This window comes from Cupriavidus necator, assembly GCF_013141915.1.
GTDB classification, from domain to species: Bacteria; Pseudomonadota; Gammaproteobacteria; order Burkholderiales; family Burkholderiaceae; genus Cupriavidus; species Cupriavidus necator_B.
This window is the reverse complement of sequence record NZ_SROX01000006.1, coordinates 124,271-136,891: the sequence shown is the minus strand read 5'-3', so window position 1 is coordinate 136,891 and position 12,621 is coordinate 124,271. Positions and strand designations below refer to the sequence as shown.

Annotated in this window: 8 protein-coding genes; 6 read left to right on the top strand and 2 right to left on the bottom strand. The window is 68.6% G+C overall.

The features are described 5' to 3' along the window. Positions 1–35 precede the first annotated feature (35 nt). Complete coding sequence (locus tag E5S69_RS13795) at positions 36–1,127, bottom strand: methyl-accepting chemotaxis protein (protein ID WP_171515214.1); 1,092 nt, start codon at positions 1,125–1,127, stop codon at positions 36–38. Between the two features lie 144 nt (positions 1,128–1,271). Continuing rightward, positions 1,272–1,892, bottom strand: a complete 621-nt coding sequence (locus E5S69_RS13790; protein WP_171515213.1) for a flavodoxin family protein — start codon at positions 1,890–1,892, stop codon at positions 1,272–1,274. A 319-nt stretch (positions 1,893–2,211) separates the two neighbouring features. On the opposite strand from E5S69_RS13790, the gene E5S69_RS13785 reads away from it, so the two are divergent. From E5S69_RS13785 to E5S69_RS13760, 6 genes are all read left to right on the top strand, one after another. Next, entirely contained in the window at positions 2,212–4,401 is a 2,190-nt protein-coding gene (locus E5S69_RS13785; protein WP_171515212.1) for a TonB-dependent receptor family protein, read from the top strand. 99 nt (positions 4,402–4,500) lie between these two features. Next, positions 4,501–5,925: a multidrug transporter subunit MdtD gene (gene mdtD, locus E5S69_RS13780; RefSeq protein WP_171515211.1), complete on the top strand. Its 1,425-nt coding sequence runs from the start codon at positions 4,501–4,503 to the stop codon at positions 5,923–5,925. 129 nt (positions 5,926–6,054) lie between these two features. Continuing rightward, positions 6,055–7,842, top strand: a complete 1,788-nt coding sequence (gene treF, locus E5S69_RS13775) for an alpha,alpha-trehalase TreF (protein ID WP_171515210.1) — start codon at positions 6,055–6,057, stop codon at positions 7,840–7,842. A gap of 478 nt (positions 7,843–8,320) precedes the next feature. After that, the gene (locus tag E5S69_RS13770; RefSeq protein WP_171515209.1) at positions 8,321–8,869 is read left to right on the top strand and encodes a fimbrial protein; all 549 of its coding nucleotides are present in this window, start codon (positions 8,321–8,323) and stop codon (positions 8,867–8,869) included. 131 nt (positions 8,870–9,000) lie between these two features. Next, entirely contained in the window at positions 9,001–9,762 is a 762-nt protein-coding gene (locus E5S69_RS13765; RefSeq protein WP_171515208.1) for a fimbria/pilus periplasmic chaperone, read from the top strand. Positions 9,763–9,882: 120 nt separating this feature from the next. Beyond that, positions 9,883–12,474 carry a fimbria/pilus outer membrane usher protein gene (locus E5S69_RS13760; protein WP_171515207.1) on the top strand — a complete coding sequence of 864 codons (2,592 nt, stop codon included), beginning with the start codon at positions 9,883–9,885 and terminating at the stop codon, positions 12,472–12,474. The last annotated feature ends 147 nt before the right edge of the window (positions 12,475–12,621 follow it).

Sequence of the window (12,621 nt, the reverse complement as noted above, 5' to 3'; positions counted from 1 at the left end):
GCAAGGATCCTGCCGTCGAGGGCTGGCCCTCGACCCTACAGCCTGAATTCCCCCACCACCTGCTGCAGTTCCGTTGCCTGCCCCGCCAATGCCTGCGATGCGCTGGCCGCCTGCTCCACCAGTGCCGCATTTTGCTGCGTCACGGTGTCCATCTGCGCCACGGCTTCGTTGACCTGGGCAATGCCGGCGCTTTGCTGTTCAGACGCCGTGGTAATCTCGCCCAGCAGCCCGGTGACGCTGGCCACCGCCTGGACGATCTCCTGCATGGTTTCGCCGGCGCGACCCACCAGCGCCGAGCCGCTGTCCACCTGCTGCACCGAATCGTCGATCAGCTGCTTGATCTCGCGCGCCGCGGCGGCGCTGCGCTGCGCCAGCGTGCGCACCTCGCCCGCTACCACGGCGAAGCCGCGGCCTTGTTCGCCCGCGCGCGCGGCTTCCACCGCGGCGTTCAGCGCCAGGATATTGGTCTGGAAGGCGATGCCCTCGATCACTTCAATGATGTCGGTGACCTTGCGCGAGCTGGCGCTGATCGCCGACATGGTCTGGACCACGTTGCCCACCACTTCGCCACCGCGCGCGGCAATGCCGGAAGCGTTGGCCGCCATGCCGTTGGCGGCGCGGGCGCGTTCGGTGTTCTGCTGCACCATCGCGGTCAGTTCGCCCATGCTCGACGCCGTTTGCTGCAGCGCCGCGGCCTGTTCTTCGGTGCGCTGCGACAGGTCGGTATTGCCCGCCGCAATCTGGTGCGAAGCATCGGTGATGGAGTCGGTGGCAGTGCGGATGCGCGTCACCAGGCCGGTTAGCATGTCTTCCATTTCGCCCAGCCCGCCCAGCAGCCGGCCGAACTCGCCGCCTCGTTCGGTGTTGAACTCCTGGCTGAGGTCCCCCGCAGCCACGGTTTCGGCAATGTGGACGGCTTCGGCCAAAGGCGCCTCGATGCCGCGCGCCAGCCCCCAGACCGCGCCCACCGCCACGCACAGGCCGGCCGCGGCCAGCGCGATCAGCAGGCGCCGCGCGTCGGCGGCCTCCTGCAGGCGCGGCAAGGCCACCGCGATCCCGATCGCCATCAGCGACCACATGGCGCCAAACGCCGCGCCCAGGCGTATGCGAATCCCCAGGTTCTGCATGTCTGTCTCCCTCCGTCCCACTGCGACTCTATTGCGACCCCATTGCTTAACGGCCGTGAGGGGCGAGGGCTTTAACAGATTCTTTCAGGGACGATCGGGCCTGCGCTGGACAGGCCAGCGCCTTCATGGCTCGCGGCGCCTCCCTCAGGCCGCTTCTTTCAGCGCCGCCAGCGCCTGCCGGCCCGCGACCAGCTGCTGCGCGACTTCGGCCACGCGCGCGCCCAGGTGCTCGGCGGTACGCAGGTCGGCCGGAGGCGGGGCCACCTCGGCACTCACATCCGCATCCGACTGCGCGGCCGCGCCCAGGAAGAACCCGTGGCGGTTCAGCGAGTCCTCGGTCGACTTGGAGTTGTTGTGGCCCGGCGGCAGACCCAGGTTGACCCAGTGCATGCCGTGCTGCGCCGCGAAGATGGCGATCTGCTGCAGCGTGGCCAGCTTGTCGCCGGAGCGCGAGGCCGCGTTGGTAAAGCCGGCGGCGACCTTGTTGGCCCATTTGCCGCCCTTGGCAAAGACGTTGCGCGAGGTCGCGTCCATGAAGCCCTTGAACTGGGCCGAGGCGCTGCCCATGTAGGTCGGCGCGCCGAAGATGATGGCATCGACCTGTTCCAGGGTATCCCAGTGCTGGTCGATGTCTTCGACCGGGATCAGCAGGCTTTCGGTGCCCGCCACACGGCCTGCGCCGCGCGCGACGGCCTGGGCTTGCCTGGCGGTGTGGCCGTAGCCGCTGTGGTAGACGATGGCGACGCGGGTGGGGGCGGTGGTCATGATTCGGGTCCTTTGGTTTCGAAAATCTGAATGTCTTTATGCTGCTTCCCTATGTAGAAACGGTGCGGGATGCAGCGGTTGGTGAAGGAGAGTTTAGGGGGGAGCCGGAGCGCAGGCAGGGGCCATTCCGCAATAAGTTGTTGAAATTTTCTGAATATAGGTTCGCTAGTCTGGTACCGCCCAGATCCCGGGTTTTCCCGACGCCGTGGCGCATAGCCAGGGTGGCGCGGGCGGGCTAAAGTTGCGCCATATCCACCCACGTACGGCGCTGCCCCCATTGGCGCCATCGCGCCCCAACCCGCAACCGCTTCCGATTTCCATGAACCCAGGCGGCAGGCAGATCCTGGCAGTGCGCCCCCGGTACCGTTCCCCGGGTCGTTTCCAGGTCATCGGCAAGCTGGCGTACGCGGCGCTGGCGCTGGCCAGCGCCGCCGCGCCGGCCGCGGAGGCACCCGGCACGGCCGTGGCCGCGGCCACCGGCGAGACCCTGCCCGACGTAGTGGTCAGCGCCACGCGCAGCGAGCAGCGCCGTTTCGACGCGCCCGCCGCGGTGGACAGCGTGCCGGTCGACCCGTTGCGCAGCGCCACGCCGCTGGTGAGCCTGTCGGAGGTGCTGGCCGGCGTGCCGGGCGTGGCGGTGCGCGACCGGCAGAATTATTCGCAGGACCTGCAGTTGGCCGTGCGCGGCTTCGGCACGCGCTCGACCTTTGGCGTGCGCGGCGTGCGTCTCTATGTCGACGGCATCCCCGCCACCATGCCGGACGGGCAGGGGCAGGCATCCACGGCCGACCTGGCCAATGCCAGCCGTGTCGAGGTGCTGCGCGGCCCGTTCGCGCAGCTGTATGGCAATGCCTCGGGCGGGGTGGTGCAGGTGTTCACACCCGATCCGCCCACGGATGGATTCACCGCACGCGCATCGACCGGCCTCGGCAGCGACGGCCAGTGGCAGGCCGGCGTGGCGCTGTCCGGCGGCACTGACCGGCTCGGCGGCTCGCTCGATGCGTGGACCTACCAGACCGATGGCTACCGCGAGCACAGCGCGGCGCGCCGCTACCAGCTCAATGCCCGAGTGGTGGCGCAGCCCGCCAGCGGCACGCGCGTGACCGGCCAGTTCAACTACTTCAACCAGCCGCTGGCGCAGGACCCGCTCGGCCTTACCCGGGCGCAGGCCGATGCCAATCCGCGCCAGGCCGTGGCCGCGGCCACGCAATTCGATACCGGCAAGACAGTCGAGCAGACCCAGGCGGGCGTGGTGGTAGACCACCGGCTCGGCGGCACCGACAGCCTGTCGGCACGCTTGTACGGCGGCACGCGCAACCTGTACCAGCGGCTGGGCTTCAGCGGCGCCGCACCCACCTCATCCGGTGGCATCGTTGACCTGGACCGCACTTACGGCGGCGCCGCGCTGTCCTGGAGCCGGCGCACCACCACCGCCGCTGGCTTGCCCATGCTGTGGAGCGCCGGGCTCGAAGCCAACGGCATGCGCGACGGCCGCAACGGCTACGTCAACCAGGACGGCACCCAAGGCGCGCTGCGCCGCGATGAAACCAATACCGCGACCGACCTCGGCGCCTTCGCGCAATTCGACTGGACCTTCCATCCGGCCTGGCAACTGGTGGGCGGGGCGCGCGCCAGCCGGGTACGGCTGGGCATCGCCGACCATTTCATCAATGCGGCCAGCCCCGACGACAGCGGCCATGCCACCTACCGCAACATCAGCCCGGTGCTTGGCGTGGTGTGGCACGCGCTGGATTCGCTCAACCTCTACGCCAACCTCGGCCGCGGCTTCGAGACCCCGACGCTGACCGAGGTGGCCTATGGTCCCGGCGGCGCCGGCAGCAACCTGGGCCTGCAGGCATCAACCAGCCGCCAGTGCGAGATTGGCATCAAGTGGCAGGCGGCGCGACAGCGGCTGGAAGCGGCGCTGTTCGATGCCGACAGCCACGACGAGGTGGTGCCGCTTTCGAACAATGCCGGGCGCACCGTCTACCAGAATGTCAGCGGCGTGCGCCGTCGCGGCCTGGAACTGGGCTGGCGTGCCGGCTTTCTCGACGAGGTCGGCACGCCGGGGCAGGGCGGCGGCAGCCGGATCGAGGCAGGCCTGGCCTATACCTGGCTCGATGCCAGCTTCGGCGACGGCTTTATCAACGCGCAGGGACAGGCTGTGGCGGCTGGCAACCGCCTGCCCGGCACCGCGCGCCACAGCCTCGCCGCGGAGCTGTCGTGGCGGCCGCTCGCGCCGCTGACGCTGGGGGCCGAGGTGCGTGCCGACAGCCGCGTCTATGCCGACGACCTCAACACCCAGGCGGCGCCGGGCTATGCCGTGTTCAACCTGCGCGCCGGCTATGCCTTCCGGATCGGCCCGACGCGTCTCTACCTGTTCGGGCGCATCGACAACCTGGCCGACCGGCGCTACCTCGGCTCGGTGATCGTCAACGAGGCCAACGGGCGCTACTTCGAGCCGGCACCGGGCCGGCGTTTTTTCATCGGGCTGCGGGCCGCGCTGTAAGCCTGGCGCCGATTGCCTCGGCCGTCGTTGCCCTTTAAGGTGTTGGCTTTGGCCGGCGCGCATCGGGTCACCCTGCGCCGGCCGGACCGGAGCCGCACCATGACCACGCCCGCGCCCGACGACCGCACCCGCCGCATCATGCTGTGGGTGGTGGCGGTCGGTTTTTTCATGCAGACGCTGGACTCGACCATCGTCAATACCGCGCTGCCGTCGATGGCGCGCAGCCTGGGCGAGAGTCCGCTGCGGATGCAGTCGGTGGTGATCGCCTACTCGCTGACCATGGCGGTGATGATCCCGGCCTCGGGCTGGCTGGCCGACCGCTTCGGCACCCGCACCGTGTTCCAGACCGCGATCGCGCTGTTCGTGGCAGGCTCGCTGCTGTGCGCCTACGCGCCGACGCTGAACTTCCTGATCGGCGCGCGCGTGGTGCAGGGCGTGGGCGGCGCGATGCTGCTGCCGGTGGGGCGGCTCTCGGTGCTGCGCACTTTTCCGCGCGAGCAATACCTGCAGGCGCTGAGCTTCGTCGCCATCCCCGGCATGATCGGGCCGCTGATCGGTCCCACGCTGGGCGGCTGGCTGACCCAGGCGCTGTCCTGGCACTGGATCTTCCTGATCAACGTGCCGGTCGGCGTGCTGGGCGCGCTGGCCACCGTGCGCTACATGCCCAATGCGCGGCTGGCCGGCGTCGGCCGCTTCGATCTCGCCGGCTACCTGCTGCTGGCCACCGCCATGCTGGCGCTGTCGTTCTCGCTCGACGGACTCGGCGGACTGGGCTTCCAGCACGCCACCGTGCTGATGCTGCTGATCGCCAGCATGGCCGCGCTGACCGCCTACGGGCTGCACGCCAACCGGCGCAAGCAGCCACTGTTCCCGTTGCGGCTGTTCCGCATCCACAGCTTCAGCGTCGGGCTGCTGGGCAACCTGTTCGCGCGCATCGGCAATGGCTCGATGCCGTTCCTGATCCCGCTGACGCTGCAGGTCAGCCTGGGCTATGCGCCGTTGGACGCCGGCCTGATGATGCTGCCGGTCACCGCGGCCGGCATGGCGTCCAAGCGGCTCGCCACGCGGCTGATCCAGCGTCATGGCTACCGGCGCGTGCTGGTGTCGAACACCTTTGTGGTGGGCGTGGTGATGGCGGCGTTTGCGCTGATCTCGCCGCAGCTGCCGCTGTGGCTGCTGGTGCCGCTGCTGGCGCTGTTCGGCATGGTCAATTCGATCCAGTTCACGGCGATGAACACGGTCACCTTGAAGGACCTCAGCGGCGCCGGTGCCAGCAGCGGCAACAGCATGCTGTCGATGGTGCAGATGCTGTCGATGAGCCTGGCCGTGACCACGGCCGGCGCGCTGCTGGCGACCTTCCAGCACCGCTTTGGCGATGATCCCGCGGCGGTGCTGCCGGCCTTCCATGCCACCTTTGCCTGCATGGGGCTGATTACCTGCGCGTCGGCCTGGATCTTCATGCAGCTGGGCGCGCGCGAGGCCGCGCCGGCGATCCCGGTGCAGCATGGCGAGAAGGAGGTATAGGACGCGGAGCGGTTCGCCCTGGCGTGGCACATGCGGCGCTTTGCGCCGCACCGGCGAACTTACCGTGCGCTGCGCGGCTCCTATTTCTATGCCATTGGAGCCGGCCGTGGCCGGTACAAGGAGTTGTCCATGCGGCCGACCGGCAAGCCCGATTCCGAAACCGCGGTACCACCGTCGCCCGGCACCGCCACAAGCGGCAGCACGGTGCCGCGCAACGCCCCGGCCACGCCGGACGGCGCCGGCGCCGTGACGGGGCCGGCCGCGGCGCCCGGCAAGATCCATGCGGCGGCGCGCCCGGAATGGATCACGCACCGCGACTGCCCGCCGCCGCAGGCGCTGCCGGGCTGCGCCTGCGCCGACATGCTGTCGCCCGCGGCGCGCTATTGCGAGCTGTTCGTCGACGTCCAGCACAGCGGCCTGTTCGCCGACAGCAAGACCTTCCCGGACTGCATCCCCAACTGCGACCCTGAGCTGATCGTGGCGCGCTATCGCGAGATGCGCGATGCGCCCGGCTTTTCGCTGGCCGATTTCGTGCAGGCGTATTTCACCCGCGCCACCGTGCCGGACAGTCACTACGTGTCCGACCCGGCCAGCACCCTGCGCGAGCATATCGACGGCCTGTGGCCGGTGTTGACGCGCGAGCCCGTGGCCCATCCAGCGCTGTCGTCACTGTTGCCGCTGCCGCACCGCTACGTGGTGCCGGGCGGGCGCTTCGGTGAACTCTATTACTGGGATTCCTACTTCACCATGGAAGGGCTGGCCCGCAGCGGGCACGGCGACCTGATGGTGGAGATGACGCGGAATTTCGCTTACTTGCTCGATACCTACGGCCTGGTGCCGAATGGCACCCGCAACTACTACCTGAGCCGCTCGCAACCGCCGGTGTTTGCGCTGATGGTGGACCTGCTTGAGCGCGAGCGGCTGGCCAGCGCGCTCGACTTCCTGCCGCAGCTGCGCCGCGAATATGCCTTCTGGATGGACGGCGCCGACGGCCTGTGTCCCGGCCACGCGCACCGCCGCGTGGTCTGCCTGCCCGGCGGCGCGGTGCTAAACCGCTACTGGGATGATCGTCCATGGCCGCGCGAGGAGGCCTTTCTGGAAGACATGGAGACCGCGCTGCGCAGCGGCCGCCCGCACCATATGGTGTTCCGCGACCTGCGCGCCGCGGCGGAGTCGGGCTGGGACTTCAGCTCGCGCTGGCTCGACGCGCCGGACCGGCCCGCCGGCCAGCCCACTGACCTGGCCACCATCCGCACCACGGCGATGCTGCCGGTCGACCTCAATGCGCTGCTGTGGCACCTGGAAATGCGGCTTGCCGCGCTGTGCGAGTGCGCCGGCGATGCCGCGGCAGCGGTGTACCGCGCCGCGGCGCAGCGGCGCGAGGCCGCCATCCTGCAATACCTGTGGGACGGCGACGCGGGCGTCTTTGTCGACTACGACTGGTGCCGCGGCGCGCCGCGCCAGTGCCTCACCGCCGCCACCGTGATGCCGCTCTATCTCGGCCTGGCCCCCCCGGCGCACGCAGAAGCGGTAGCGCGGGCGGTGCGGGAGCGGCTGCTGGTGGACGGCGGCCTTGCCACCACGGAATGCACCTCGGGCCAGCAATGGGACCATCCCAATGGCTGGGCCCCGCTGCAATGGCTGGCGGTGTGCGGCCTGGAGCGTTATGGCCACGCGGCCCTCGCGCGCGAGATCGCGCGGCGCTGGCTGGCCACCGTGGCCAGCCTGTACACCCACCAATGCAAGCTCGTCGAAAAATACCGTATCCGGCGCATCGAAGGGGCCGCCCAGGGCGGCGGCGGCGGCGAGTATCCGTTGCAGGACGGCTTTGGCTGGACCAATGCGATTGCCGGTGCGCTGATGGCCCGCTACGGCGAGGTGCCGGCAACGTGCCGGGCGGACGACGCGGCGGCCTGAGGCGCGCACGTCAGGCGGATCGGCGCAGCGCCGGCCGCCGGCAACCGGGGCTGCAGAACTTCACCGCCACGCTCATCCAGCAGCGCCGTCCCCGGCATCGCCGTGTCGGTGTAGTTCACCCGCTTGTCGAAGAGGTTGTCATGGCCCGCGGTAGTTCACGCGGGCGCATCGCGGATGTCCTGCGCGCTGCTGGCCGCGGTGCACGACATCAGTATCGGTAATCCTGCAATAGGCTTGCTCTGCAAGCACGGGTGGTGCCGACGCATCATGCCGTTGCCCTGGCGTGGCAAAGGGAAAATTCCGAACCAGATCTAAGGCTTGCCTGATTGGTGGCATTAAGCCTCCTCCCTATATTCCACTTGTCCCCGGCGCCGGGCGGCAACGGCACAGCGTTATCGGCATTTGCACGACGGTACGGGGAAGGGCGGGATCCGCCGGATCCGCAAGCCATGACCCACCAACCTTTGAATCACCCATCATGACCCATCACAAGCTTCTCGCCGCAGTGATCGTTGCCGGTACCGCCATGGGCGCACAGTTTGCCCATGCCGCCGATGGCACCATCACTTTCAATGGCTCCATCACCGCCCAGACCTGCACCATCAACGGCAATGGCAGCGGCTCCCAGAACTTCAACGTGCAGCTGCCGGTGGTTTCGGCCACGACCCTGAACGGGCCCGGCAAGGTTGCCGGACAGACGCCGTTCAACATCGCCCTCACCAACTGCACGCCGACCACCGGCAACGTGCATACGTTCTTCGAGGCAGGGCCGACCACCGACGCCAACACCGGCAACCTGATCCTGGATGCGGGCGGCGCCCAGAACGTACAGATCCGCTTGCTGAACGGCGGCACCGCCAACACCCCGATCAAGGCGGGCTACACCGACCAGGCGCAGGGTTCGAATACCGTGCCGCTCACCGATGGCGCCGCCACGCTCTGGTACTACGCGCAGTACTACGCCACCGGCCAGGCAAGCGCCGGTGTCGCCAACTCCAGCGTGATGTACTCCATCGCCTACGAGTAAGCCTGCTGCCTCAAGGGGCGGAGCGTGTTACCGGCGCGCTCCGCGCCTTGCATCACCAGACCTCGCCGGTATCCTCTTCTCGCGGTTCACCCGGTTGCCGGTTCAGCCGAACCCGCCATCGCGCTGTCATCATGAACATGACGATCAAGTCCCTGATTTCCACCGGCGTTGTTGCGCTCGGGATCCTGAGTGCGATGCACGCCCAGGCCTCCGTGGTCATCGCCGGTACGCGGGTCATCTATCGCGCCCAGGAGACCGAGGCCACCATCAAGCTGACCAACGAAGGCAAGGCGCCGGCGTTGACGCAGGCGTGGATCGACACGGGCGATCCAAAGGCGGCACCGGCAGCCATCGAAGCGCCGTTCACCGTGACGCCGCCGGTGTCGCGTATCGATCCTGGCAAGGGCCAGACCCTGCGCATCCTCTACACCGGCGAGCCGCTGGTGCAGGACCGTGAATCCGTGTTCTGGCTCAACGTGCTGGAGATCCCGCCCAAGCCCGCGGCCGAAGACGCCGGTGCCAACACGTTGCAGCTGGCCTTCCGCTCGCGCATCAAGCTGTTCTTCCGGCCCGATGGATTAAAGGGCACGGCCGACGAAGCCCCGGCCCGCATCCGCTGGCGCCTGGTCCAGGCCGGCGGCAAGCCTGCACTGGAGGGCAGCAACCCCAGCGCCTACCACGTTTCCTTCGCCAGGATCGAACTGGTGGGGGGCGGCAAGACCGGCCGGTTTGAGGAGGGCGGCATGATCGCTCCGGGCGAAACCCGAACCTTCCCGCTTACCGGCGAGATTGCGCCCGGCCCCGACGCCAGGGTCCGCTTCCACACCATCAATGACTACGGCGGCGCCGGGCGCGGCGAAGCCGCGCTGGACGGCGGCGCCCCGGCCGCTTAGCGCTAGTCCTCGCCGGGCGGCGCCCGGCAATCTTCCAGGCTGCATTGCTTCGATTGATGATGCCGCGCCCGCGGCAGGGGCAAGTCTTGCCCGCGCAGTGCCAGATATCCGGCATAAACCATGAAAACCCAGAAGACCTCGTCGTTCCCGTCCCGGCTGCGTCCAGCCAGCGCGGTGGTATTGTCCCTGTTTGCCAGCGCGAGCGCGTGGGGGGCGTCTGGCAACGCCGGCCGTCCGGCGTTGCTTGCCGAAGTCGAGTTCAACGACACGTTCCTGCAGCAGCCTGGCGGGGTCCGCATCGACGTCAGCCGCTTCAACAAGGGCAATGTGGCCTTGCCGGGCAACTATCGCGCCGAGCTATACGTGAACGACGTCTGGCTGGGCCGGACCGAGGTGACGCTGCGCCAGGTGGGCGACGACACCCGCAATGTGCAGCCGTGCTTCGACCGCGCGGCGGTCGAGCGCATGGGGATCGACCTGGCGAAGCTGTCGCCGGAAGCCCCCGCAAGCCTGGTGGCGGGCTGCGTGGCGCTGCCCGGACTGGTGCCCGATGCCACCGCCAGCTTCGACAACGGCGAACAGCGACTGGACGTGAGCGTGCCGCAGGTTGCCATGTCGCGCACGGCGCGGGGCTATGTCGATCCCAAGTACTGGGACGACGGCGTCACCGCGGCGCGGCTGCAGTACAACGCCAATGTCTACCACTCGGATGCGAGCGGGTTCTCGACCACGCAGAGCTACGTCGGCCTGAACGCCGGCATGAACTTCGGCGGCTGGCGCTTCCGCCATGTCGGCAACCTGACGCATGGCGATTTCGACGGGACCCGCTACCAGAGCGTGCAGACCAGCCTGCAGCGCGCGCTGGCACCGATCCGCAGCCAGCTGGTCATCGGTGAAGCCTATACCGACGGCGCGCTGTTCGACAGCTTCGGCTTTCGCGGCGTGCAGGTGGCCAGCGACGACCGCATGTATCCCGAGTCGCAGCGCGGCTATGCACCGGTCGTGCGCGGCATTGCCAACAGCAATGCCCGCGTGCAGGTGCGCCAGGGCGGCAGCATCATCTATGAAACCACGGTTGCCCCCGGCGCGTTCGAGATCAGCGACCTGTATCCGACCGGATATGGCGGCGACCTGGAACTGGTGATCACGGAAGCCGATGGCAGCGTGCGCACCGCGCGCGTGCCCTATGCCGCGGCCGTCAATGCGCTGCGCCCGGGCATCACGCGCTACAGCATTACCGTCGGGCAGTACCGCAATGTGACGCTCCACAGCCGTCCGATGATGATGCAGGCAACGGTCCAGCACGGCATCAGCAATATGGTCACGGGCTACGGCGGCTTTATTGCCGCGCAGGACTACACCGCGGTCATGGGCGGCGGGGCGTTGAACACGGACCTGGGCGCCTTCGGTGCCGACATCACGCAAGCCTGGACCAGCCTGGAGAACGCCGGCGGTCGCAGCGGCCAGAGCCTGCGCCTGTCGTACAGCAAGCTGGTGGCGCCGACCAACACCAACCTGACGCTGGCCGCCTACCGCTACTCCAGCAGCGGCTACCTCAGCATGGCCGATGCCATGGCGCTGCGCGACCTGGAACAGCGCGGCATGGCCGCGGGCATGTTCATGGGCGGGATCCAGCGCGGGCGGCTGCAGGTGACCATCAACCAGATGCTGCCGCAGGGCTACGGCTCGTTCTACCTGACCGGGTCCACGCAGAACTACTGGAACCGCGGCGGCAGCGACACGCAGTTCCAGGCGGGCTACAACAACAGCTACAAGCGCATCAACTACGGGGTCTCGGCGTCGCGCCAGTTCAATGTCAACGCCGGAAAATGGGACACCCGGGTGATGCTCACGGTGGGGATTCCGCTCGGCAGCGGCCAGCATGCGCCGTACTCGATGACCAGCGTGTCCCACGATACCCAAGGCGGCACGTCGCTGCAGCAATCCGTAACCGGCACGCTGGGCGCCGATAACGCGTTCACCTACGGCGTCAATGCGGGCTACACCGGCGGCGGCAACAGCACCGACACCGCCACCGTCGGCGCCAACGTCGGCTACGTGTCACCCTTCGCCAACCTCACCGCCAGTGCCAGCAAGGGACGCAATTACTCGCAGGCCGGTCTGGGCATCAGCGGCGGCATCGTCGCCTATGCCGGCGGCGTGGCGTTCACCCCGATGCCCGGTGACACCATGGCGATTGTCGAGGCCGCTGACGCCGCGGGCGCACGGGTGGCCAATGGCAGCGGCTTGCGCGTGGATCCGTGGGGCCATGCCATCGTGCCGAGCCTGACGCCGTTCTCCACCAACCAGGTCGAGATCGATCCCAAGGGGCTGCCGATCAGCGTGGCGCTGAAGACCACGCAGCAGAACACGGCGCCAACCGCGGGCGCGATCGTCAAGATGAAGTTCGAGACCGACAACCCCGGTCGTGCGGCAATCCTGCGGGTCTTGGGCCCGGATGGGGCGCCGCTGCCGTTCGGGGCGGAGGTCACTGATGCGCAGGGCCAGGCGGCTGGCACGGTGGGGCAGGGCGGACGCATCATCGTGCGCGGCCTGAAGCAGGACCGCGGCGAACTGCTGGTGAAATGGGGCAGCGACGCCAACGCCTCGTGCGCGCTGCGCTATGCCCTCCCGCCTGAAACGGCGCGGCCGGCCAACCCGTTCGCCGTGCTTGACGCGGTGTGCGTGGCACCCGCACCGGCTGGGCGGTGACCTGGGGCCTGGCATCGTCCTGGCCCGCCAGCGTCGTGACGCGGCTGGCGGGCCCCGACAGGCCGGGATGATGATGCATAATCCGTAGGCAATTCCTTAGCCATCGGGCGCGTGGTGACGCCCGGTCCCCGAGCGGGGTCAGACAGG

Excerpts from the sequence above, each read along its gene's own strand:
- E5S69_RS13795 (WP_171515214.1), bottom strand. The coding sequence starts at position 1,127 with ATGCAGAACCTGGGGATTCGCATACGCCTGGGCGCGGCGTTTGGCGCC.
- E5S69_RS13790 (WP_171515213.1), bottom strand. The coding sequence starts at position 1,892 with ATGACCACCGCCCCCACCCGCGTCGCCATCGTCTACCACAGCGGCTAC.
- E5S69_RS13785 (WP_171515212.1), top strand. The coding sequence starts at position 2,212 with ATGAACCCAGGCGGCAGGCAGATCCTGGCAGTGCGCCCCCGGTACCGT.
- mdtD (WP_171515211.1), top strand. The coding sequence starts at position 4,501 with ATGACCACGCCCGCGCCCGACGACCGCACCCGCCGCATCATGCTGTGG.
- treF (WP_171515210.1), top strand. The coding sequence starts at position 6,055 with ATGCGGCCGACCGGCAAGCCCGATTCCGAAACCGCGGTACCACCGTCG.
- E5S69_RS13770 (WP_171515209.1), top strand. The coding sequence starts at position 8,321 with ATGACCCATCACAAGCTTCTCGCCGCAGTGATCGTTGCCGGTACCGCC.
- E5S69_RS13765 (WP_171515208.1), top strand. The coding sequence starts at position 9,001 with ATGAACATGACGATCAAGTCCCTGATTTCCACCGGCGTTGTTGCGCTC.
- E5S69_RS13760 (WP_171515207.1), top strand. The coding sequence starts at position 9,883 with ATGAAAACCCAGAAGACCTCGTCGTTCCCGTCCCGGCTGCGTCCAGCC.